Origin of the sequence: Pedobacter hiemivivus (assembly GCF_005144565.1) — a bacterium.
In the GTDB taxonomy this organism is placed as follows: Bacteria; Bacteroidota; Bacteroidia; order Sphingobacteriales; family Sphingobacteriaceae; genus Pedobacter; species Pedobacter hiemivivus.
Genome location: NZ_SWDX01000002.1, coordinates 620749 through 646390 on the forward strand (window position 1 = coordinate 620749; position 25642 = coordinate 646390).

General features: G+C 38.9%; 19 protein-coding genes. 15 read left to right on the forward strand and 4 right to left on the reverse strand.

All coding sequences use genetic code 11. The annotated features are described in order from the left end of the window. Positions 1-47 precede the first annotated feature (47 nt). From FBD94_RS06070 to FBD94_RS06090, 5 genes are all read left to right on the forward strand, one after another. On the forward strand, positions 48-650 hold the full coding sequence (locus FBD94_RS06070; protein WP_136879481.1) for a TetR/AcrR family transcriptional regulator: 603 nt from the start codon (positions 48-50) through the stop codon (positions 648-650). A gap of 50 nt (positions 651-700) precedes the next feature. Further along, entirely contained in the window at positions 701-1132 is a 432-nt protein-coding gene (locus FBD94_RS06075; RefSeq protein WP_136879482.1) for a DoxX family protein, read from the forward strand. Positions 1133-1181: 49 nt separating this feature from the next. Beyond that, positions 1182-1784, forward strand: coding sequence for an NDR1/HIN1-like protein (locus FBD94_RS06080; RefSeq protein ID WP_131606254.1), 603 nt, complete (start codon positions 1182-1184; stop codon positions 1782-1784). A 142-nt stretch (positions 1785-1926) separates the two neighbouring features. Then, positions 1927-4368, forward strand: a complete 2442-nt coding sequence (locus FBD94_RS06085) for a PIG-L family deacetylase (RefSeq protein ID WP_136879483.1) — start codon at positions 1927-1929, stop codon at positions 4366-4368. Between the two features lie 150 nt (positions 4369-4518). Next, complete coding sequence (locus tag FBD94_RS06090; RefSeq protein WP_136879484.1) at positions 4519-6234, forward strand: sodium:solute symporter; 1716 nt, start codon at positions 4519-4521, stop codon at positions 6232-6234. On the opposite strand, the gene FBD94_RS06095 is transcribed toward FBD94_RS06090, so the two are convergent. Together FBD94_RS06095 and FBD94_RS06100 are read right to left on the reverse strand one after the other, a co-directional pair. Next, positions 6231-7043, reverse strand: a complete 813-nt coding sequence (locus tag FBD94_RS06095; protein WP_131606248.1) for an alpha/beta hydrolase — start codon at positions 7041-7043, stop codon at positions 6231-6233. The two genes, FBD94_RS06090 and FBD94_RS06095, sit on opposite strands and share 4 nt — an antisense overlap. Before the next feature lie 19 nt (positions 7044-7062). Further along, a complete protein-coding gene (locus FBD94_RS06100; protein WP_136879485.1) occupies positions 7063-7563 on the reverse strand; it encodes a DinB family protein in 501 nt (166 codons plus the stop codon). 136 nt (positions 7564-7699) lie between these two features. On the opposite strand from FBD94_RS06100, the gene FBD94_RS06105 reads away from it, so the two are divergent. From FBD94_RS06105 to FBD94_RS06115, 3 genes are all read left to right on the forward strand, one after another. After that, complete coding sequence (locus tag FBD94_RS06105; RefSeq protein ID WP_136879674.1) at positions 7700-10030, forward strand: TonB-dependent receptor; 2331 nt, start codon at positions 7700-7702, stop codon at positions 10028-10030. A 4-nt stretch (positions 10031-10034) separates the two neighbouring features. Next, positions 10035-10817, forward strand: a complete 783-nt coding sequence (locus FBD94_RS06110; RefSeq protein ID WP_235884385.1) for a DUF4249 domain-containing protein — start codon at positions 10035-10037, stop codon at positions 10815-10817. 64 nt (positions 10818-10881) lie between these two features. Then, positions 10882-12075 carry a GAF domain-containing sensor histidine kinase gene (locus tag FBD94_RS06115; RefSeq protein ID WP_131606244.1) on the forward strand — a complete coding sequence of 398 codons (1194 nt, stop codon included), beginning with the start codon at positions 10882-10884 and terminating at the stop codon, positions 12073-12075. Here the strand turns inward: FBD94_RS06115 and FBD94_RS06120 are convergent, their stop codons facing one another. After that, a complete protein-coding gene (locus FBD94_RS06120; RefSeq protein ID WP_136879486.1) occupies positions 12076-12942 on the reverse strand; it encodes an aldose 1-epimerase family protein in 867 nt (288 codons plus the stop codon). A gap of 258 nt (positions 12943-13200) precedes the next feature. On the opposite strand from FBD94_RS06120, the gene FBD94_RS06125 reads away from it, so the two are divergent. The 7 genes from FBD94_RS06125 to FBD94_RS06155 all read left to right on the forward strand — a co-directional run bounded on the left by FBD94_RS06125 (position 13201) and on the right by FBD94_RS06155 (position 23387). Next, complete coding sequence (locus tag FBD94_RS06125) at positions 13201-13749, forward strand: RNA polymerase sigma factor (protein WP_235884386.1); 549 nt, start codon at positions 13201-13203, stop codon at positions 13747-13749. 81 nt (positions 13750-13830) lie between these two features. Further along, positions 13831-14820, forward strand: a complete 990-nt coding sequence (locus tag FBD94_RS06130; protein ID WP_136879487.1) for a FecR family protein — start codon at positions 13831-13833, stop codon at positions 14818-14820. Between the two features lie 177 nt (positions 14821-14997). Further along, positions 14998-18480: a SusC/RagA family TonB-linked outer membrane protein gene (locus FBD94_RS06135; protein WP_136879488.1), complete on the forward strand. Its 3483-nt coding sequence runs from the start codon at positions 14998-15000 to the stop codon at positions 18478-18480. 20 nt (positions 18481-18500) lie between these two features. Further along, entirely contained in the window at positions 18501-19976 is a 1476-nt protein-coding gene (locus FBD94_RS06140) for a RagB/SusD family nutrient uptake outer membrane protein (RefSeq protein WP_136879489.1), read from the forward strand. A gap of 15 nt (positions 19977-19991) precedes the next feature. Continuing rightward, a complete protein-coding gene (locus tag FBD94_RS06145; RefSeq protein WP_136879490.1) occupies positions 19992-20681 on the forward strand; it encodes a DUF4843 domain-containing protein in 690 nt (229 codons plus the stop codon). Between the two features lie 24 nt (positions 20682-20705). Next, positions 20706-22241, forward strand: a complete 1536-nt coding sequence (locus FBD94_RS06150; RefSeq protein WP_169472230.1) for a PKD-like family lipoprotein — start codon at positions 20706-20708, stop codon at positions 22239-22241. A gap of 30 nt (positions 22242-22271) precedes the next feature. Beyond that, positions 22272-23387 carry a TlpA disulfide reductase family protein gene (locus tag FBD94_RS06155; protein WP_136879492.1) on the forward strand — a complete coding sequence of 372 codons (1116 nt, stop codon included), beginning with the start codon at positions 22272-22274 and terminating at the stop codon, positions 23385-23387. Between the two features lie 83 nt (positions 23388-23470). Here FBD94_RS06155 and FBD94_RS06160 read toward each other — a convergent pair whose 3' ends face one another. Beyond that, the gene (locus tag FBD94_RS06160) at positions 23471-25642 is read right to left on the reverse strand and encodes a S9 family peptidase (protein WP_136879493.1); all 2172 of its coding nucleotides are present in this window, start codon (positions 25640-25642) and stop codon (positions 23471-23473) included.

The window sequence follows — 25642 nt, forward strand, 5'->3', positions numbered from 1 at the left end:
TTTGGTGTATTACTTTTGTTAACACTGTTAACTAAAATATATAGCACATGGGAATTGCGGAAAGAAAAATTAGACAGAAGGAGGAATTCAGGGCAAGTATACTGGAGGCCGCATGGCTTCAAGTATTAACAGATGGCTGGCAATCTCTATCGATCCGTAAAATTGCCGATGCTATTGAATACAGTATTCCAGTTATTTATAATCATTTTGAAAATAAGGAAGCTATATTGCTGGAGTTTACGAAAGAAGGTTTTCAAAAACTTGGCGAAGCACTTCAAGGGGTTAAAGATCAACATCAGGAGCCAGCTGTGCAACTTGAAGCCATGGCACATGCCTATTGGGATTTTGCATTTGATCATCGGGAGTATTATCAGTTGATGTTTGGTTTGGGCATTCCTGCTTGCGAGAAGGTAAATCAGATTGTGGAAATGAAAAACATGACTATCATTATGATCTCCACAATCCAGGAAACAATTGCGACAAGCTCAAATAAGGAGGCTGATTTTTTCCTTAAGTACCATGCTTATTTATCTATTCTTCATGGCCTGGTATCTATCCAAATGATGAGGAAAGATGGCAAGCCTACGGAGGAGAATCGTAGGATATTGCAAGACGCTATATCTGGATTTATCAAATCGTTGTTAGTTTAATCAATACTTCAAATTTTAATCATCCATATCATTAACAAATAAACTTATCTATGAAAAGATTATTTAACACCAATTTTAATAACGCAGCTCTGCATTTCATGCTACTTGTCTTACGTGTAGGTATTGCATCTTTTATGATTGTTCATGGCTACCAGAAACTAGGATGGCTTATGGCAGGTGGCGAAATTCAATTTGGTGATCCAATAGGAGTGGGTATGACAGCCTCGTTGTACTTAACTGTTTTTGCTGAATTTTTCTGTTCAATCTTTTTATTGTTGGGTTTAGGCACCAGATTAGCTACTATACCATTAATCATTACCATGATAGTTGCTGTGTTTATTGTACATGCTCCGGATGGCTTTGATAAGAAAGAAATAGGCTTGCTTTATCTGCTTGTGTATGTTTTCTTATTGGTTTCCGGTCCTGGAAAATACAGTATCGACCACATCATTAGCAAAAGTTTATACCGCCGTAAGCGCTAAACATTTATATTGTACATATCATTTTTAATCAAATACCGTTATAGCTGTTATGAAGAAAATATTGCTATTGTGTCTCGCGACTGTTGTTTTATCTAGTTGTAGTATAAATAAACAGGCGCAGCAAATTAAAGCACTTGAAAAGTGCAGGTACAAAATCACTTCTGCAGATCAGGTTACCCTTGGTGGGGCGGATGTGAAAAAGATGATCATCAATCAGGATATTAATTTGGCTAGTTTGCCTGGATTAGCACTCGGTTTACTTAGAAAAGATGTTCCGCTAAGAGCACGCTTAAATCTGGAAGTTCAAAATCCGACGGGAGATGATGCTGCGATCAATGAATTTGAATATAAAATTCTGATCAACAAACAGGAACTAGCTACAGGTTTTATAAACCAGGCATTAAATGTTGCTGCGGGACAGTCGACTACCGTACCTGTTGATATGGAAGTAAATGTTTATCCATTTATTTCGAATAGCAAGGTGATGGGGGAAATTAGCGATTTTCTTAAAAGCGGTAAGAATGGTGGACCTGAAAAGAAAGGCATCCTTACACTTAAGATCAGACCTAGCATTAAAGTTGGAAACACCCTGGTAAAATATCCTGGGTTTATTACGATAGATAAAGAAGTGAGTAGTAAGATTCTCTTATAAAATCTGTAGTACTATTTCAGTATTGTTACGGAGTAGTTTGCAATTAAAACTTCAGATTAATGATTTTTGATTAATTTCGAAAGATCGTGGTTGTACTTGCTGAAAACGATGTGCAACCACGATAATCATTTAAAATTTGAATATGAAGTTTCGCTTGTCACTGCTCTATTTTACTGTAATTATTCCTTTTTTTAGCCAGGCACAAAATATGCAGCAATTAAATGCTGCAGAGATAAAGCAAGGCCTGGAAGCGCTAAATGTTACCGGAAGTGTGCTGTATGTTGCTGCACATCCTGATGATGAAAATACCAGATTACTGACTTACCTGGCAAAAGAAAAGAAGGTAAGAACAGGCTATCTGTCATTAACCAGAGGTGATGGTGGACAAAACCTGATTGGTAATGAACAGGCCGAACTATTGGGTTTGATACGTACACAAGAACTGTTAGCTGCCCGTCGCATGGATGGTGCAGAACAATTCTTTACAAGAGCCAATGATTTTGGCTTTTCTAAAAATCCAGAAGAGAGTTTTAAAATCTGGGACAAAGCAAAGATTCTTGGAGATGTGGTTTGGGTGATCCGTAAGTTTCAACCCGATGTCATCATTACACGCTTCCCAGAAGATGCACGTGCAGGACATGGTCATCATTCTGGTTCCGCAATATTGGCGCGTGAGGCTTTCGCTGCCGCTGCCGATCCTAAGCAGTTTCCAGAGCAGTTGGCTTTTGTAAAGCCATGGCAAGCGAAAAGAATCGTATGGAATACATTTAACTTTGGAGGTAATAACACTACTGCCGAGGATCAAATGAAGATTGATGTTGGTTTGTACAATCCACTGTTAGGTAAAAGTTATGGAGAAATAGCTGCGGAAAGCAGATCTAATCATAGAAGTCAGGGCTTTGGCGCCGCAAAACAACGCGGAACAGCTACAGAGTATTTCACACCTGTGGCAGGCGAAAAAGCAAAGGGCGATATATTTGATGGTGTAGATTTTACATTGAACAGAACACCTGGAACTGCCGCTATTCAGCAACTGCTAACAGAGATCAATAGCGAATACAATGCTGCAGATCCTTCAAAATCCATAACGAAACTTCTAAAATTAAAACAACTGGTAAAAGGAAAGCCTTTTAAACAGGAGCAGCTTGATGATCTTATTCTTGCTTGTGCTGGTATTTGGCTAGAAAGTACAACTACAAATTCTTCATATGCCCTAAACCAGCCAATAAATGTAAAAGTGCAGGGAATTGCAAGAGTGAAACCGGGATTTCCAATAGCCATCAGCATGGAAGAAACATATAGTGGTGCTTCATTTGAGCTGTCACCAAATAAGTTTGTAACTCAGGATAAAGTACTTTCAACAACGAATGTAGGCATTACTCAGCCTTACTGGCTTGAAAAAAAACATCCAATAGGTTCTTTTGTAGTTGATTCCCTTTCCATGATTGGGATGCCTGAAAATAGACCAGCGCTAATCGCAGTATTTAAAATCAAAATAGGTGATCAAATTATAGAAAAGAAACGCCCTGTGGTTTACAAATATACTGATCAGGTACGTGGAGAGGTTTATCAGCCATTGGTTATTGCGCCACCAGTAACTGCTACACTTTCTGAGAAAGCCTTTATTTTTAATGGTAATGAAGCCAAAAACATTACAGTATTATTAAGGAGCTTTAAAGACAATGCTTCGGGAGTCTTAGCCCCACAAGTACCTTCAGGATGGAAAGTAAGTCCTCAGAAAATAGATTTTACACTGGCTAAAAAAGGAGATGAACAGTCGGCTATGTTTACGGTTACTCCTGCTGGAAATACTACAGGAGGTGATTTATTGTTAAATGTGGTGGTTGATGGTAAAACATATAACAAGGGGCTTCGTGTAATTAATTATGAGCATATCCCAATGCAAACACTTTTCCCTTTTGCAGAAGCAAGGTTAGATAAAGTGGATCTGAAATTTGGAGGAAAGCGCATTGGTTATATCGCAGGCGCTGGTGACCTTGTGCCTGAATCCTTAAAGCAAATTGGGTATGATGTGGTTAACCTGACCGAGAATCAAGTGATCAACAGTAATCTTTCAGGTTTTGATGCGATCGTTGACGGCGTGAGGTTGTATAATGTGAACGAGCAGATTAAAAATATGCAGCCTAAGCTGATGAAGTATGTAGAGAATGGCGGAACTTTGTTAATTCAATATAATGTAAACAGTCCATTAAAGATTGATAATATTGGTCCTTATCCTTTCAAGTTGTCACGTGATAGGGTTACGGAAGAAGATGCAAAAGTTACTATTCTTGCACCTGAAGATCCCGCTTTAAACTATCCTAATAAGATTACGGCTAAGGATTTTGATGGCTGGATACAAGAACGTGGCTTGTACTTCGTTACCGATGCGGATCAGAAATATACACCAATCCTGAGTATGAATGACAATGGCGAAAGTGCTAAAACAGGATCGTTAATTGTTGCTAATTACGGAAAGGGTAGGTATGTGTATACCGGTATTTCTTTCTTCAGGCAATTGCCTGCTGGAGTTCCTGGTGCATACCGCTTGTTCGTGAATTTGTTATCCAGCAAAAATAATTAGTTTTTCATATATGATAGAGCAGGAGCCAATAGGCGAAAAAGAACAGGATTTACCGCCTTTTGTTAAAAGCTGGAAGCAGTTTTATCGCCTACTGATCGGTTGGCTGGTTTTTCTAATCTTAATTTTTTACGCTTTTACTAAATACTTCGAATGAGTGTTATCGATTGGTCTGTCTTAATCATTACACTGGTTGTAATTGTAGCTTATGGCGTTTATAAAAGTCGTGGTGCGCAAAATATTCAAGGATATTTGTTGGGTAACCAGTCGCTGCCATGGTATCATGTTTGCTTATCTGTGATGGCTACACAAGCCAGTGCCATTACTTTTTTATCGGCACCGGGTCTTGCTTATTCATCTGGGATGAGCTTTGTGCAATTTTATCTAGGCTTACCGCTGGCAATGATTGTCTTGTGTATCACTTTTGTGCCTATATTTCATCGATTAAAAGTATATACTGCATACGAGTATCTGGAGCAACGCTTTGATTTGAAAACGAGGGCATTAACCGCATTTCTTTTCTTAATTCAGCGTGGGCTTTCGACGGGGATAACCATTTATGCACCATCTATCATTTTATCAACCATATTAAATATCAATACAACTTATACAACGCTATTTATTGGCAGTTTGGTTATATTTTATACCGTATATGGAGGTACTAAAGCAGTTTCATATACACAAATGCTGCAAATGAGTATTATCTTTTGCGGTTTGTTTGCCGCTGGAATAATGGTGGTACACCTGCTTCCGGGGGATATTGGCTTTAGCAGAGCGATCAGCATAGCCGGGAAAATGGGTAGAACCAACGCTATAGATTTTAAACTGGATTTGAACAATCAGTATACGGTGTGGACTGGTTTAATCGGTGGTTTCTTTTTGCAGTTGTCTTATTTTGGAACAGATCAGAGTCAGGTGGGGCGATATTTGTCGGGAGCCTCGGTTAGTCAGAGTAGATTAGGTTTATTGATGAATGGCTTGGTGAAAATACCGATGCAGTTCTTGATATTGCTAATTGGGGTGCTTGTTTTTGCTTTTTATCAATATAACAGACCGCCAATTTTCTTTAACAGTTTTGAGTTAAATAAACTGGAAAACAGTAAGTATGGTCCAGAATTGGATAAGATTAAGGTTAATTATAACCGTGCATTTGATGAAAAACAAATAGAGGTAAATAAGATGAATGCGGCACTCGATGCCGATAATAAAGCACTTATTGATCAACAAAGAACTGCCCTGCAGCTTGCCGATGAGAAGGAGAAGGGAATTAGACTACAGGTGACAGAGTTAATGTTGAAGAATGATGAACAAGCCAACACCAAGGATAACAATTATATCTTTTTAAGTTTTGTAACCCAGTATTTGCCAAAGGGATTAATAGGCTTGTTAATTGCCATTATTTTTCTAGCGTCTATGGGCTCCACGGCCAGTGCATTAAATTCTCTGGCTTCTACTACTGTTATTGATATTTATAAACGATTGATTAAAAAGGATGCTTCAGATCACGAATACTTACAGGCATCGCGTTTGGCAACTGTATTTTGGGGTGTAGTATGTATAGTAATGGCTTTATATGCGAGCAAGATTGGTAATTTGCTGGAAGCGGTAAACATCCTGGGTTCTTATATTTATGGAACAATTCTAGGTGTTTTCCTAGTTGCATTTTATGTAAAACGAGTAAATGGAAGGGCTGTGTTTTTTGCGGCACTACTAACTGAGGCCATAATTGTCGTATTGGGACGATCGGAACTTGTAGCTTACTTGTGGCTTAATGTGATTGGTTGTTTGTTGGTGGTGGTAATTGCCTTGATCATTCAGCAGATTATCAATGCTGGTAGAGCTAATGTGGAGCGTTTCGAAGGGCATTAACCTTTCAGCCAATCTGCCACATATTGTAGCACCTCTGCACTTTCCGGTTCATTATGCATCTCATGATAGAGGTTATCCCATTCTTTATAAGTGAGCAGGTTGGCTGGTGCGCGTTTGGCAAACAATCGAGAACCCTCTACAGCTGTAAATTCGTCTGCGCTACCATGCATTAACAGCGATCTTATTTTCAATTGATCTGCATGTTCCAGGCACCAGGCTCCATTCTGTATCATATCGTTGGCTAGCCGGAAGCTGATTTTATCATGACGCAAAGGATCATTCTCAAATTTTTCTACCGCTAATGGATCATGTGAAACTTTATTGATGTCTAGTCCCTGAGAGATACGGAAGTTTGGTGCTATTGTGGTGAACACCTTTAAGGCACCTTTAAGTAAAGGACCTGGGCGCGTACCAATAATGAGTGCAGGAGCAGAAATAACTGCGGCTAGTATTTCAGGTTGTCGCTTGAGTAAGAATCCTGTTAATACACCACCACCCATGCTATGGCCGTACATGATAACAGGTTTGCTGAATTGTGTTTTTACATGACGTAAAAAGGCTTTTAGGTAATCAAACATAAATTCGAAACCGCGGGAAGCACCTTTATGACCATCGGTTTTACCATGACCATAATGATCGATACCGATAACTGCATAGCCTTGTTGCACAAAAAAAGCAGCTACCTGATCATAACGTCCGATATGCTCGCCAATACCATGGACAATGATAATTACCTTGTCGAATTTTTTCGGTAGCCAATGGATACCATGAAATTGTGTTTGCTTAAAAGTCCAGTAAAATTCAGTCATAGGGTAAGCGTTTTATTGATTAGTCCATTGCTGGCAAGCCCATTGCAATCCATTCTTCTTTTGATGGTCCGTAAAGGCCTGGCACCGGTAAACCTAATATACGCATAATCACAGTCATTTGTCCACGATGATGCGTTTGGTGTAACAATAAGATTTGTAGAATTTTTCCTTTCATCCATTCATCACCATACATGGGTACTAGGTCTTCGAGTGAGGAGTCAGTCCATTTTAAACGTACCGCACGACAAAGTAGGCCTGAATTGGTCTTGTAGATTTCAGCTATTTCATTCATAGTCTCCGGAATAGCTTGATGCTCAAGTAAATCATCTGCAAGTAATCCGGCGCGTTTACCCATTTCCGTAATGGTTTGTGTTAAATGCCAAGCCAGCCTGTCTAATGCGCGCACATGCTCATGAACCTGTTCTGTTTTAGCCTCAACACTGATTAAACTAAAATTTTTTAAAGTAAACTCCTCTTCGTTTTTCCAGTCTTTCAGGAAGTCATCAATTTTCCGGTACATCTTAATGCGATTTTATTTGAATAGCTAATTTCCTAAAGATTAATCCTAACTGCAAATTTTTATATCAACAATGGTAATATTGAGATGGCTTGCCTATACGGTAATTCTTTCTATTTTTACAGATCACGATGTGATTATGCCAAACTCCATTAGAATTGTACTGATACTACTTTTTATAATTGCTCAACCCAGATTTGTATTTGCTCAAAATAAAAAAACTGTTAATGGAAATGTGACGGATGCAAAAACCGGTGAAACCTTAATCGGTGCAAGCATAAAGTTAATAGGTAGTATTACCGCCGGAGCGGTAACCAATGCTTATGGTTTCTATTCGATCAATACACAGGAGGGGATTTATGAGATTTCGGTCAGCTTTATTGGGTATAAAACTATAAAGCAAAATCTGAATGTAACTAAAGATACCAGGATTAATTTTGTACTGGAAGAAGATAACCAGTTAAACGAAGTAGTGATCGCTGCCAGCAAGAGAAACGAAAATGTAAGTAATCCGCAAATGGGCTTGCAAAAAATAGATATGAAGGACATCAACAATGTTCCGGTGTTATTAGGTGAACGTGATGTGCTTAAAACGCTGCAATTACTACCGGGAATAAAATCGGCTGGTGAGGGCAATAGCGGCTTTTATGTAAGGGGTGGGGCTACGGATCAGAACCTGATTCTTTTGGATGAAGCTCCTGTTTATAACGCGTCACACCTGCTCGGTTTCTTTTCTACATTTAATTCAGATGCGATAAAAGATGTGAGTGTGTATAAAGGTGGTATGCCGGCGCAATATGGGGGCAGACTGGCTTCGGTGTTGGACATTAAAATGAACGATGGCAATAGGAAAACGTATACTGTTGAGGGAGGTATTGGCTTGATCTCCTCAAGATTAAAGGCCGAAGGCCCCATTGTGAAAGATAAAGGTTCGTTTATGGTTAGCGCCCGAAGAACTTACCTTGATGCTTTTTTGAAGTTGTCACCCGATAGCTCGATTAACAGCAACACCCTTTATTTTTATGATTTTAATGCAAAAGCGAATTACCAGATAGACGATAAAAACACGCTATACCTAAGTGGTTATTTTGGGCGGGATAAGCTGGGTATAGCGGATACTTTTGGCTTTAACTGGGGCAATGCAACGGTTACATTGAGGTGGAACCATTTATACAGCAACAGGTTGTTCTCCAATACTTCTTTAATCTATAGTAATTACAATTATGTGATTCAGAATTTTATGGAAGAGAACGACTTCGAAGTAAACTCTTCTATTAAGGATTTTAATTTAAAGCAGGATTTTGAATATAGCTTAAGCAATAGTCATAATTTAAAGTTTGGGGTAAATGCGATTCACCATACTATAGCGCCCGGTAAACTTACCGCATCAGAAACTTCCAGTGTAAATCAAACGACTTATGAAGATCGTAAAGGCTTGGAATTGGCTACTTATATTTCGGATGAATGGACTGTCAATGATCGGATGAACATCGTTTATGGTTTGCGCTTAAGTAGTTTCTCGTTAATGGGGCCAGGCAATATCAAATCCTATAATGCAGAAGGAAACATCATCGATACCAAAGCTTATAAGGCGGGGGAGTTTGTGAAAAGTTATTTCAATCTGGAGCCAAGGGTATCTGCTAGTTATCAGTTAACCAATTCAAGTTCATTAAAAGGTGCTTACACCCGGAATATTCAAAATGTACACCTGATGTCGAACTCTACATCGACTTCACCTACAGATGTTTATATTATGAATAGCAACAACGTGAAGCCTGAAATAGCTGATCAGGTTGCTTTGGGATATTTCAGGAATTTTAACGACAATAGTTATGAGTTTTCTGCAGAAGTATATTACAAATGGATGCAAAATCAGATTGAATATCGTAGTGGTACCGATTTGCGGGGCAATGGGAATGTAGAGGCTGATTTGTTGTATGGCGATGGTAGGGCTTATGGACTGGAGCTATTTTTTAAGAAAAGATTTGGCCGCTTTAATGGTTGGGTAGGATACACCTGGTCGCGCACAGAGCGGCAGTTTGATGCGATTAACAATGGGAAATGGTTTTATGCGAAGCAAGATAGAACACACGATCTGTCGCTTGTTGGTATTTATAAAGCCAGCCAACGCTGGACCTTCTCGTCGGTTTTTGTTTACAACACAGGTAATGCAGTTACTTATCCAAGTGGTAAATACCAGATCAATGATCGAACCGTTTTTTATTATACAGAAAAGAATGGCTACAGGACACCTGCATACCATCGTTTAGATGTTGCTGCAACATTGGAAGGTAAACCTGGAAAGAGATTACAATCGAGTTGGTCATTTGGGATTTATAATTTATATAACCGACAGAATGCTTTTTCAATTGATTTTAAGGACAATCCGGATGACCCAACCAAAACTGAAGTGGTGAGAACCACTTTGTTTGGAATGATCCCTTCGGTGACCTGGAATTTTAAATTTTAGTAAGATGAGACCTATTTTATTTATAGCACTTTTTGCAGGAATGCTACTTAGCGGATGCGAGAAAGTGATTGAGCTTAAACTTGACAATTCGAATCCTGTACTGGTTATCGACGGTGGAATAAATGATCAGAACGAGAATCAGGTAGTCAAGATATCTAAGACTTATAGTTTTACCGAGCCAAATAAATTTAATGGGGTATCAGGGGCAAAGGTTGTAGTGACCAGACCAAACGGGTCAACCGTAACCTATACGGAAGTTTCGCCAGGTGTGTATCAATCTGTTAAAACTCGCGGTGTTCCAAGTAATAAGTATATACTGAATGTTACTGTCGATGGTAAAATATATACCGCAACCTCAACGATGCCAGCAAAGGTTGTACTGGACTCACTCACCTTTAAACAGTTTAATCTTTTTGGTAAATTAAGCACTTATATAGCTGTTAATTACAATGATCCTGTAGATGCTGTAAACCAATACCGCTATATTTTAAAAGCAAAAGGGAAGATAGAAGAAGATATGGTGAGTGATGATCGTTTTAATAATGGGAACAAAGTTGCTGACGCGATATTTTATAAGCTGGAGGATTTAAAACAGGGTGATAGTCTGGCGGTAGAGTTTCAATGTGTAGATCCTAATGTTTACCGCTATTTTTATAGTTTAAAGCAAAGTAGTGGCCAGGCTGGACCACCCGTGGCACCTTCAAATCCAATCTCAAATTTCAATAATGGTGCATTGGGGATTTTTAATGCCTATACAACGAGCAAGCGGACTGCAGTAATTAAGTAGGGGGATATTAATTTGTTTTACCAAGGAACAATGTTAACTTTATGGTATCTCTATTATGAATCTCATGGCTATACAAACAGATCAGGAACTGGTTTCCGTCGAAGAAGAAAGGGTTAAGGCCTTACACAGGTACGACATCCTTGATACTCCCCCAGACAATACTTTTGATAAATTAACTAAACTGGCTGCAAAGCTTATTAATGTTCCCGTAGCGGTGATTAGTCTGGTGGATACACACCGGGTTTGGTTTAAATCAAAGTACGGATTAGACGTACAGCAAATGGAACGTGAAGAGGGCTTATGTGCAAACGTAGTTTTAGCGGATGATTTTTATTTGATAGAAGATGCGGCTAATGATCCGCGCACATTGAGTCATAAACTAGTCGTAGGGCCCTTTGGATTGAGATTTTATGCTGCATTTCCACTTAAAACCAAGGACGGTTTTAACCTCGGATCTTTTTGTATAATAGATAAAATTCCAAGAACAATTTCTGCTGAAGAACAGGAAATTTTAAAAGATCTGAGAGACATTGTAATGGATCAGATAGAGCTGAAACTGGCTTCGAGGTTATCCTTGGCACAGCGCAATCAGATTTTAAATAGAACGGCTCACGATCTCAAAAATCCTTTAACTACTATCCCTGTTCGCGCGGATCTGATCAAACTTAAAAAAAATGATCACCTTGTGGTTGACGCGATGTGTGATCAAATCAAAATTGCCAGTTTAAATATGGTGAGTATCATTGACGAACTGCTGCAGTCGGGCAGCATGGAAGCCGGTGAGATTAGATTGCTGCTTATAAAATTAAATGTCTCTTACCTGGTGAGTAATGTGGTAGCCATGAATCAACCTTTGGCGGAAAGAAAGGGACAAGTCATCCATTTTACTCCTGAAATGGATATCTATATCAACGCAGATGAGGGTAAATTGAATGAGGTGATAGATAACCTGATCAATAATGCCATCAAATACGCACCCTTAAATACCAATATCTATGTACGGGTGAGTACCTTAAACGGTAAAGCTGTAATAGAGATTGAAGATGAGGGACCTGGTTTAACTGCTGATGATAAAATGCAATTGTTTCAGCGTTTTACTCGATTGAGTGCGCAACCAACTGCCGGAGAGCACTCAACAGGGCTAGGCCTTTCCATTGTGAAGGTTTTAGTTGAAGCTCATGGCGGTTGGATATTTGCCGAAAGTGAAGGCGAAAATAAAGGCGCTAAGTTTACGGTTCAATTGCCTGGCGTTAAATAATTAAAAACATTCTATTTCCCAACTTCTGCTCCAGGTTTTGCCAGGGGCCAGCGAGACTATTCCTTCTTTTTCTTCCAAATTTTGCTGATGATCAACACCGTCGGCAATGCCGCACCAAGGTTCCAGACAAACAAAGTCTGCATTTTTTGCTGCCCAGATGCCAAAGAATGGGAAGTCTTTAAATTTAAAATGGAGACCATGAGGATTCTTATCACAGGCAATAGAAATGCAATCACTTTTTAATGATTTAAAAACTAAGGCATCCTCATAGAAAAGCTCGTGCTGTAATGGTAATTTTCCGTCCTTTAGTTCAATCTCAACTGTTTCATTGGCAATGAGGTCTTCACTGATTTTATGGTAAGCCAATATCTGATCTTTATTAAATTTCAGAAAATAGTCGGTGTATTGTACATCGTCTTGAATTGGAACTTTAAATGCAGGGTGTGCTCCAATTGAAAACAACAACAAGTCATCCGCAGGATTGGTTACTTCGTAAGTGCAGGATAAGCCTAATTCAGTTAAGGTATATCGCAAATGGAGGACGAATCGGAAAGGGTATACTTTTAAGGTTTCGGCATTGTGTGTAAGTGTAAATACAACCTCAGTATTGCTTCGCATGATTGCCTCGAAATCATAATCTCTTGCAAAACCATGTCTGGATAGTTTGTATCCCTTATTCTCGAAATAATAGGTATTGTTTTTTAATGAACCTACGATAGGGAAAAGAATAGGACTAAACTTGCCCCAGTAGGTAGGATTTCCGTTCCATAGGTAATCTATGTTGTGTTTTTTGCTTTTTAAAGATTGTAGCTCTGCACCTTTATTGGCAAAGGAAGCTGTTAAATGCTCGTTTTCAAGGAAAATCATAGGAGTAAAAATATAAAAAACAAATTAGTGTAAAAAAAGTTTAATTAATACTATTAAAATAGTAGACTTTAATTACCTTGGCTTCCAATAAAAATATCCGGAATTTAAAAGGCTCATTTTTGATATTACGTTTCATAAAATGTAATTTAGAGTTACGAATAGGATCTGTGGTACATAAACACTGGCGGATATTTATAGTTTTAATAAATAGGGACAAGGGATTCCTTTTGAAGTGCATTAATGGTAACTAATCTTAACATGAGCGATCAGGATCTACTGTCTTTATTCAAAGGCGGAGATACAGCTGCTTTTAAGATGATTTACGAGCGTTACTGGCAATTGTTATACGTATCAGCTTGTAAAGTTCTGAAGGATGAAGAAGAAGCTAAGGATGTAGTTCAGGAAGTTTTTATCTCTCTTTTAAATAAAGGTGCCACACTGGAAATCAATGTTTCTTTTTCATCCTATTTGTATACCGCGGTAAGGTATAAGGTGTTCGATTACATCAGTCGTAAGAAGGTAAGGCAGGACCATCTCGATACTTTGGATAATTATGTGTCGGCAGGTAACCTTTGCACAGATCATGCTTTGCTGGAAAAGGAGATCAATGACGAAATGGAAAAGGAAATTCAAAACCTTCCTGAAAAAATGAGAATTGTGTTTGAGCTGAGTAGAAAGGCTGAACTTTCTCATAAAGAGATTGCGGATATCTTAAATATCTCGGATAAAACAGTAAAGAAACAGATTAATAATGCGATAAAGCTGCTTAAGCCTAAGTTCATAAATCATTATTTTCTTCTTTTTTAACTTTTTTTAAATTCATCTACTACCAAAGTGCTTTTTGCCCGACATGTAGTAAATCAAAACTGTTTTTTGATGATTTAAAAAATGAAGAAACATATATCTAAAGATATTTTTGAACGTTATGCTGCTGGAAATTGCACTGAAGAGGAGCGAGCAATCATGGATGGTTGGTTTCTGAATGAGCTAAAGCAAAATGAAAGTAGGCCGGGGGTGGAACAATTGTTGTTGGCAAAGGAAGAGATGTGGAATAACATTAAGCCTGGGCGTAATATTGTTCCATTGATCAGATGGGCATCGATAGCCGCAGTAGCCATTTTAGCTATACTTTTCGTTTATAAATTTAAAAATAACACAACGTCTAAACCCGTTGTTGAGCAACAGACGGTTAAGCAACAAGGGACCGAAGAATTAAAAGATGAAGTGTTGTTTGCATCTAAGGTAGAGAACAGCATGGTTAAGCTACCGGATGGGAGTATAGTGATTATGCAAAAGGGAAGTAAGTTGACCATTTTGTCAGCATTTAATAAGAAGCATAATAGAGAGGTTGAGCTGGAAGGCAAAGCATTCTTTGATATTGCTCATAATCCTTCTAAGCCCTTCATCATTTATTCTGGAAAGGTGAGAACAACGGTCTTGGGAACTGCTTTTGATGTGACCGCTATTCCTGGGGATAAAATGGTAATGATTAATGTGATCAGAGGATTGGTGGAAGTGAAAAATATAAAGTCGGGTCGGATAACTTATCTGAAAAAGAACATGCAGGCCATAGTTGATGAAAAAACAGATAAGATTGCCCAGAAAAATATTGATGCTGAAAAAGAGCTGGCCTGGAACCATCAGGACCTTGAATTTAAAGATATTTCTATAGGAGATGCAAAAAGCAGGCTTGAGGATAAATTTGGCTATAAGATTTCTGTGCAGGATCCTGAACTGAGGAATGCGACTTTCAACTATTCAATGCGGGCTAATGAATCTGCAGAATCATTTATTAAAAGTATTTGTGCCTTTATAGGAGCATCTTACACGATAAATCATAAAAATAACACCATATCAATTCAACCTTTAAACCAATAAACAAATGAAGAAATTCTACTTAGACACTAAAAACTCAACATAAAAAAGGATAAGGTAATTGTTAAATATTGCGAGTATTCAACAATCTGCCTTATCCCGGGGCTATTCCATTTAGAATGGAAACCCATCATGTAATTCCAAGCAAAGAGTTTAGTAATCACATAAAAAAACTAAAATATGAATTTTTCTGCAAATGCAGCAAGATACGGAGATCCTATTTTCCGGAAATACCAACACGTCTTAATTTACTGTATGCGTATAACCTTACTTGTAAGCTTCGTTATATTGCTCTCACTCCAAATGGTCTATTCCTCATCGGCGAAGGGACAGGGTATGGAGAATATCAACGTAAGTATAAAATTAGAAAATGAAGACCTGATCGGTGCGATAAAAAAAATAGAGCAGCTAACTCCTTTTCGATTTTTATACCGTACGGCCGACGTAAAAAGTATTGATAACCTAAATATCAATGTCAGATCGATTAGTGTAGCACATTTAATGGAGCAATTGCTGGCCGGTAGTTCCTTATCATTTAAACAAATTGATGATAGAATCCTGATTACTAACCATACATCCAGGAAAGTTCCCAGTTTGTCTGTACCTGAAAATAATGGGTCTTATGCAACGATCACAGGAACTGTTTTTGATGCCAAATCCAAAGATAGACTTATAGGCGTTACGGTACGGATAAAGAATGGAAGTACCAGGGCGCAGACTGATGCCAGAGGTAATTTTAGGATCAATGCGGAGATAGGGGATGTTCTTTTGGTCAGTTACATTGGTTACGAAACCCAGGAAGTGACGGTGACTAAACCGGTACTGGAGATTCGTTTGGAAGAATCCGCACAATCACTGAAGGGTGTAGTGGTTACCGGTATCTTTAGCCAATCTAAATCTACATTTACAGGAGCAGCAAGAACTTTTAATGCACAAGAGCTGTCGAAAGTGTCGAACAATAATGTGCTTTCTGCATTGAAATCGCTCGATCCATCATTTCAAATGCCTGAAAACTTGAACATCGGCTCTAATCCTAACATTCTTCCTGATGTGGTGCTGCGTGGTGGAAATACGCTTTTGGACATTAGTTCAGCAGGAAACAGCAATCCTTTCAATTACCAATCTGCACCAAATGCACCATTGTTTATTCTGGATGGTTTTGAGACCACGCTGCAGCGGGTAAATGATTTGGATATGAATCGAGTTGCAAGTGTAACCATCCTTAAGGATGCTGGAGCTACAGCTATTTATGGATCAAGGGGAGCTAATGGTGTAATTGTTATTGAATTGAATAGACCTGTAGACGGTAAGTTAAGAGTGAGCTATAATGCGAGCATGACTATTGAAGCGCCTGATTTGACAGGGTATAACCTATTAGATGCACAAGGGAAGTTTGATTTGGAAGACCGTTCAAATGCTTTTGTTAACAGTTGGAATTTCAGTCAGGATCAATTGGATCTCTATCGCGAATCTCGTTTAAGAGCAGTAAAAGAGGGGGTGAATACGGACTGGATTTCTAAACCGCTGAGAACAGGTGTTGGACAAAAACACAACATTTACGTAGAAGGTGGTGCTGAGGCGGTATCATATGGACTAAGTTTAACTTATGATAGAAATGTGGGCGTGATGAAATCGTCAGATCGGACTACAACTACAGCCAATTCTTTTTTATCGTACCGCATTAAAAATTTCCAGTTCAGAAATGATCTGACCTTAAATTTTAACAAAGCTAATAATTCACCTTATGGATCATTTAGACAATACACACAATTGAATCCTTATTGGAGTCCATATAACGCTGATGGTACTTTAAAGGTGTTTTTGGAGACCATTATAGATCCGCAGACAGGAATCAGGTTGACCAACTTCGATAATTATGATAACTTGAATAAGTATATTGGAAGACCGCTTAATCCGCTTTATAATGCTTCGTTAAATATAAAAGATCAAACTGCTTTTAGGGGGATCACCAACAACTTTGAAACCAGATGGCAGGCTAAAGAATGGCTTCGTCTGACGGGTCGTTTATCTTATACGACTCAAAACGATGAGTCTGATATTTTTCTCCCTGCTCAGCATAGTTCATTTGCAGAAAAGCCAACCTTTGAAAAAGGATCTTATACGAAAGGGCTGGGTAAAAATCAGCGTATAGAAGGGTTTTTGACTGCTGAAGCGAATAAGAATTTCGATAAGCACTTCCTCTCTGCTTCAGCTACGCTAAATGTAAAAGAAAACACATTCGATACGCAGTTTATCCGTGTAGAAGGCTTTCCAAATCCTACATTAGATCAATTGATTTTAGGTAATCAATACCCATCTGGGGGAAAACCAATTGGTACAGAAGGGATTTCAAGATCTATCGGAACGCTTGCCCGTATAGCCTATTCTTATGACAATAGGTATCTTTTTGATGCAACTTTTAGATTGGATGGCTCCTCACTATTTGGATCTGATCAGCGCTATGCACCATTCTGGTCATTGGGCGCAGGTTGGAACATTAAAAATGAATCCTATTTAAAAGATAATGATCAGATAAATGAATTTAGGTTGAGATATACCGTTGGTACGACTGGATCTGAAAGTTTTGATAGCTTTAAAGGGGTAACAACCAGTCAGTATTATACCGATCGTGAGTATCGTGGTGTCATCGCTACTTATTTATTGGGGTATGGAAATACTGCACTAGCATGGCAAAAGACTTTGAAACATAATATAGGTTTAGATCTGAGCTTGTTTAGAAACAGATTTTCGCTGAATGCCAATTACTTTGTAGAGCGTACAAAAGGAAGTATTGCCTTCATTTCTAGTGCTCCATCTTCGGGTTTCTACGGTTATTACGACAATATGGGGGATGTGTTGAACAAAGGTTATGAACTTTATGGGCGCTTTAACATCATTGCAAACCCGGCAAACAGAAACAACTGGTCGGTATTTGCTAACGTATTCCATTTTACCAATACCATTGAAAAAGTTTCAAAAACAATTGAGGCACTAAACAACAGATCTAATACCATCAATTCAACTACGCCACTACCGCGCTATGCTGAAGGGCAGTCTAAGAATGCAATTTGGGCAGTAAAATCATTGGGGATAGATCCGGCATCGGGTAATGAATTGTTTCAAACACTGAACGGGGAAGTTACTACAAAATACAACCCTGCTGATCAGGTGATTGTAGGTGATGAGACGCCAACATTGCAAGGGACCTTCGGTACCAATATGGAGATCAATGGTATCGGTTTTAACGTCTATTTGCGCTTCAATTTTGGTGGTGATGCCTATAACCAAACGCTGATAGATAGAGTAGAAAATGTAAATGTGAATTATTATAATGTGGACAGTAGGGTAGCCAACGACCGTTGGCAGAAGCCGGGTGATGTTGCCTTCTTCAAAGGGATTTTGGATTATACAGGAACACCATTAAATAAACCTAGAACCTATGCTTCTTCCAGATTTGTGCAAAAGAATAATTTCATAGCTGGTGAAAGTGCATCAGTATACTATCGTTTTGCTGACAAACTGAATAAGCAATTGGGGCTGCAAAATACCAAGATTACTTTGTTTACAAGCGACCTGTTTAGGTTGGGTAGCATTAAGCGGGAGCGTGGTTTGGATTATCCTTTTAGTCACTCCTTTACCCTACAGTTACAAACCACATTTTAATTGGTAAACACTTGAAAATTATGAAAAGTATAAAATATTTAATTCCTGTTTTATTTGGCTTAATGGCAGTGTTTAGTTCCTGCAAGAAATGGCTGGATGTGAGTCCCAAAACACAGGTGAAAGAAGAACTGCAGTTTAGTACCAGTCAAGGCTTTATAGATGCATTGTTTGGTATCTATCAAACTGCGGCAAAAACAACAGGTTATGGCAGAAACATGAGTTTTGGATTTGTAGACATCCTTGCGCAGCAATATTCGGGTATGTCAGTGGGCACACCATATGGAACTATTGTAAGGTATAATTATACCGACACAGCTGCCGAAAAGAGGATCAGTGAAATGTTCTCAAATAGTTACGGCGCTATAGCACAAGCCAATTATATATTGAAAAATATAGACAATGGTGTGCTGGATCAAAGCAGCAAACAGATGATTCAAGGTGAAGCCCTGGGGATGCGTGGATTTCTACATTTTGACCTGGTACGTTTGTTTGCTCCGATCTATAATGATGGCGCAAATGCGTCTGTTTCGTCTTTGGCTTACCTGAAGGCTTTTACTGTAGTGCCTCAGTCGCGACTTCCATTAAAAGATTACCTTGATTTAGTTGAATCGGATTTGAAAGCGGCTGAAGGGTTATTGTCTGCAAATCAGAATATAGATCAGATTGCCGGAAATCAGGGTAGCACAAGTGCAGATTTGTATCTAATGTTCCGTCAAAACCATCTGAATTACTGGGCAGTAAAGGCTACGCTAGCCAGGTTGTATCAATACAAGGGGGATAAGGTAAATGCGTTGAAGTATGCATTGGAGGTGATCAATAGCACCAAATTTAAGTTTGTAGCTCAGCCTTCATTAATTGTAGATCCGTTGGATAAAGCATCAGACCTTACTTTTAGTTCAGAGCATGTGTTCTCATTTTATGTATCGGAATTAAAGAAACTGGCTGATGATTCCTTTAAGTCTTCTACCTCTTCAACTTTTTACGGCGATATACGTGATTTTTATACAGCTAAAGCTACGCTTGAAGCTACTTATCAGGGTGGGACAGTAGGTTATGGAACCGATATTCGCAAGGTAGGTGTTTCTAAAAGTTTATGGAATGAGATCAATACCAGTATAGTTTATACCAAGAAATATTATAGTGATAATGATAAGAGTGTAACTCAGCGGTTAATTCCAGCCATCAGGCTTTCGGAGATGTACTATATCGCTGCTGAAGCCGCACCAACGCTAGTGGATGGGATGAAATATCTGAACGTGGTAAGAGCTGCCCGCCTGATTCCTGAGCTTCCAACCCCCGCAAATCAGGCTAATCTTGAAACTGAGATTACGCTCGAATATCGTAAGGAATTTTATGCTGAGGGACAGTTGTGGTATTACTATAAACGTAAAAATGTATTGAATATTCCGAATGGTGTAGGTAACCCAATGAATGCTGCAAAATATGTGTTGCCACTTCCTAACGATGAATTGCAATTTGGAGCATCTGGTATTTAAATAAAAGAAAGAATTATGAAACTATTAATATATAAAGGTTTATTCCTTTTTGCTGCTGTGGTGATATTCTCCTCATGTGGTAAGGATAAGCAATTGATGTTTAGTGAGCTGACTTCCGTTTATGTTGAGGCTAGCGTAGATAGTACCGAATATACTTTCGCTACATCACCGGTAACTGTAGTAAGTGATACTATAGATATACCATTAAGGATTATAGGTACTGCCGCAACAACAGACCGCGAGGTAACTTTTGTACCAAAAGGAGGAGCGACTGCTAAAGAAGGTTATCATTATAAAATTGGTAAGACAGTGATCAAAGCAAATGAATTTAGTGCCACTGTCCCCGTATATGTTTATCGCAAACCAGGTTTAAAGGATAGTGTGGTAAGGGTGGTCTTGGAACTGAAGAAAAATGCTGATTTTAATCTGGGTTTTTCCGACCGCTTAGATTACAAGATTACTATTTCTGATATTTTATCGAAACCAACAATATGGGATGCTGCATGGAGTGCATATTTTGGGACCTACTCTGTAGTGAAGTTTAGGTTTTTGTTGCAAGTTACCGGAAGAACAAATTGGAATTCTTATCCTTTTCCTGCCGATACCCGTTTCATGTCGCAAAGAGCTAAAAATGCTTTACTGGAATACAATCAGGCACATGGTGACATGATTGATGAGTTTGGCCAAGTGGTGGTGTTTCCTTAATTAATGTTATTTAAAGATCAACAGATGAAAATGATAAATAAAAAGATTTCAGGTGTTTTGCTATTAACCGGAATGGTATTTCTGAGCAGCTGTTATAAAGATAAAAGCACACTGGCTTTAACCGAATTGAATAAGGTAGGACTCTCTGATCCTAAAACTTTAACTACCCTAAACGTTTTCCAGGGACAGGTATTGAACCTTAAACCTACATTGTCGCAGTCGCTAAGTGATAAAATGGATCAGCTTGAGTTTGAATGGAGTGCTTACGATAACTCTACGACCAGTTCCTATGTAGTTCCGGAAGCAATTATTTCTAAGGAATATGAATTGAAATATCTGGTAAACGGTGACCCGTTTACACTTGGTCAGCGTTATTTGCTACGCTTAACGGTAAAAGATAAATCTACGGGCTTGAAGTCGTTCCTAAACTATAATTTACTCATTGGCAATAAATATGGTACAGGTTGGTTGGTGTTGGAAGATAAAGCTGGGAAAGGTGACTTGTCGTTTGTATTTACCGATAATGCGGTGGAGCATGGAATCTATTCAGACCGGAATACAACACAATTGATTGGCCCTAAAAAATTAGAATTGACACCTTTTGCCATCACTGATGATATTTCTGCTTCTGGAAAACGGTTATACATTTTAGCTGATAATGGAAGTCAGGAATACAACTACCTGACTATGGTGAAGAAGTTTGATTACGCCTTTGAGTTTTTTAGTGCACCCTCAATTATCAAACCCCAAGTGATGACCTGGACCAGTCCTAGTACCAATAGCGCCAATAGATCAGGTGGACTGGGCGTTGTTATCAATAACGGCAAAATGCACTCTAACTTGATTGGTGGTTTCCCTGGTATAAAAAAATGGGGAGATGTAGCCCTTAATCCTGAGGGAAATACCAATTACAACCTGGCGCCTTTTGCAACAGGGGGTAACAGCTATCCGGCCATCGTTTATGACAATACAGCCAAACGGTTTTATAACGTCAGGGGATATAGTCCTACACCAATTGCAGGTTCATTGGAAGCTTTTCCTTCGGCGGCAAGTACTGAGTTCGATATGAATAATGTAGGGATGACCATGATCTTTCAGGATTCGGCAGATGTGGTGAAGGAATTTAATGCGGTCATGAAAGATGGTAACAATCAGGCTTATCTGTTGAGGTATAAAACGGAGAAAACCGATCTTGCACCACGCATTACGCTTAAGAAAGAGTTGATGAATGCACCCGGTATTTTGAATTATACCGCTGCATCAGGATCAACAAGTACTCCTCACATTTATTATGGAAATGCCAATACGGTTTCCCGGTACGAAACCAGTTCCAATGTAGTTGTGGAGACATATAGCTTTCCGGCGGCCGAACAGGTGACAAGCATAAAATACGCTAAATATACTGCAGGAAGTACAAGCGCCAGGTTATTAGTAGCTACCTGGAACGGAACAGAGGGTAAGCTGTATTATTTCACCATCACTAATGTAGGTGGTATGGGCTCTTATACCAACGTGTTTAACGGCTTTGGTAAGATCGTAGATCTGGCATATAAATACTAATCACCTAAACTTTATATAAAAAACACTCATATGAAAATAAAAATAATGAAATACAAGCTGCCGGCTAAAGTACTTTTAGCGGCTTTAAGCCCATTTGCATTGATAACTGCTGTATGCGCACAGACGGTAGGTTCCTACCAGATAAACGGCCATATTGAAGGATTGGGGGATCAAAAAGTATACCTAAGTAGAAGTTACTCCGGTAAAGATTTAACTGACTCCGTAGTGGCACAGAATGGTGTTTTCAGTTTTAAAGGGACTAGCCCAGGTACCTTAATCTACGGTCTGCGTTTAGGAAAGCAGTTTATGAGCGTTGCTATGCAGTCCAATGAGCACGTCAAAATTGAAGGCGTTTTGAGCAAATTAAACGAGGTCGTAGTAACTGGAGCTAAAGAGCAAAAGGTATGGAAAGAGTGGGGGCAAACCTGGAGCGTAGTATCTGGGCGTGCAGGACAGCTTTATAAGGCATTGGATAGTATTGGTGAAAAGGGAGATAGAACTGCTGTGAATGCTGAATTTGAAAAACTTAGTTTAAGACTGATTGACTCTGTAGAGCATTTCGTTAAAAGACATCCTTCCTCGGCAATTAGCCCTTATGTTATTACAGATCGTTTTGTGACTTATCCTAATCCAGAAAAGGCACAGAGCACTTATGCCTTATTAACTGTGGCCGGTAAAAATTCCATTTACGGTAAGGAACTTGGTGATGCTTTAAAAGTTGGAGCCAAAACTGGGATAGGCGTAAAGCCTGATTTTACCATACCTGATCAAAATGGTAAACCAATCAAACTATCATCTTTAAAAGGTAAAGTGGTACTGGTAGATTTTTGGGCTTCATGGTGTGGCCCATGTAGAAAAGAGAATCCAAACCTGGTAAAAGCTTATGCGAAGTATCATGATAAAGGATTTGAGATTTTAGGTATTTCTTTAGATGATAAAAAAGACAATTGGTTGAAAGCTATAGACGCTGACAAATTAACCTGGTTGCATGCTTCCGATTTAAAAGGTTGGAAAAGTGATTTGGCTCAGGAGTATGGTATCAGGTCTATTCCAATGAACTTTCTGGTAGATGCCAACGGAAAGATCATCGCAAAAGATCTTCGTGGAGAAGAGCTGGAAAAGAAACTTTTGACGGTATTTAAATAAGTATTAAAGTATTTATAACACAATAAAGCCCGGGCATATCATATGCACGGGCTTTATTGTTTCCTTTAGAAAGTAGCTTTTCTTTATTTCCCGCCTGGAGGACAGTACTGCTGTAAGAATTTGGTGTAAGTAAGTGCCAAATGCGCTGAGGTACCTTCACCTTCATTAATGCTGTGTGTTCTGTTAGGATATGACATCATTTGGAACATTTTTCTGTTTTTGATCAGTTCATTGATCAACATTTCAGCGTTCTGATAATGAACATTGTCGTCGCCAGTTCCATGGATGTATAATAAATTACCTTTTAGGTTTTTTGCATAAGTAATAGGAGAACCTTTAATGTATGCTTCTTTTGTAACTAGCGGAGAACCCATGTAACGTTCCTGGTAAATATTGTCATAGGTTAATTGGTTGCCTACTGCCGCAATGGCAATGCCGGTCTTATAAATCTCAGGATACTGGAACATCAGATTTAAGGTTGATGAACCGCCACCGCTCCAGCCCCATACTGCAACGCGGTCTTTGTCTATAAATGGCCATTCCAATATCTTTTTCGCAGCCATTGCCTGATCGCGAATATTTAATGTGCCTATGTTCTTGTAAATGCTTTTGCGCCACTCACGTCCTTTAGGAGCAGGGGCACCTCTGTTTTCAATAGAGATATAAACGTAACCATCTTTGGGCATATCGCCAGCATACAACCAATTTCGACCAGCACCATAGGTATCGGTAACCGTTTGCGAAGCAGGCTCGCCATAAACATAAAATACAACCGGATATTTTTTAGTCCGATCAAAATTGTCTGGCTTTTTCATCCAACCATCCAGCTCAATTCCATCTTCTGTTTTTATTTTAAAAAACTCCACTTTGTTTTTTTGTGCTTTTATTTGGCCCAGCTGGTTGGTAACGCTACCAGCCATGGTAAATGGATTTAACGTTGTTAGTTTCATCCATTCTGTAAGAGGGGGTACTGATGCACTTGTATAAGTATGACGTGCAAATACACCATTTGGTGAGATTTCGTAAGTATGTGTGCCTGGTAAAATAGAAGGGGTCACCATTTCGGGTTTGCCACCACCATTTAATTTAGTTTTAAACAAGTATTTCTGTGTGGCATTTAAAGGGGAAGCCATATAATACAATAGGTTGTTTTTTTCATCAACCAATGAATTTTCTATAACGTCAAAATCTCCTTTCGTAATCAGCGTTTGTTTCTTTCCATCTTTGCTGATCAGATAAGCATGGCGCCATCCGTCTTTCTCGCTCATCCAGATAAATTCTTTTCCTTCATTTACCCATTGCCAATCTTTTGCCGCATCAATCCAGGCTTTGTCCGTTTCTGTGTAAATATTGCCTACCGCACCTGTAGATGCATTGGCTACAAATAGTTTGCTTACATTTTGCGCTCTATTCAATTGCTGTAAAATCACCTCATTGGTATTAGGAATCCAATCCATCCTAGGAATATAGTTCTGAACTTTATCACCTAGCACATTTAACCATTTGGTTTGGGCACTGGCAATATTAACAATACCTACTTTGCAAGATGAAGGATCTTGTCCAACTTTAGGATACTCAACAGGAACTGTAAAAGCATAAATAGAATCCGTATTGTTGATCATCAGGAAGTTTCTGATTTTGGTTGCATCAATTTGCCAATAAGCGATAGACTGTCCGTCAGGACTCCATCTAAAACCATCTCTGCAATCAAACTCCTCTTCGTATACCCAATCAAAGGTTCCATTGATCATTCTCGCTGTTCCGTCAGTAGTTAAGGCCTTAGTTGTTTTAGTCTGTAGGTCATCCACGTAAAGATTGTGCTGACTTACATAGGCAACTTTATTGCCATCTGGCGAGAATTTAGCAAACATTAGTGAGGAAGCAGGTCTATCTTTTCCCACTTGGGTAAGTGTATTTGCTTTTAAATCGGCGACAAAGTAATCACCTCTGGTTTCATATCGCCAGACTTTTTTGCTGTTGCTATAAATCAGTACTTTGGTGCCATCTTCAGAAAGGCTGAAATCTTTAATTACGCCCGGGTTAGTGCCGCTGGAATACAGTAGATCACGACTTACAATTGTCTTGCGCTCATTTTGGGGTAGGGAAATAGAGACCAGCTCAGCATCTATCATCTGATAGTAAGCATTGCCATCTTTTGTCCACTTAAGTTCGGGCTTGCTTTGTGCCTGAGTTTTTCCGTAAAAGCCAATTAGTACGACTAATGCCAGGTTAAAAATGATGTTTCTGAAGTTCAT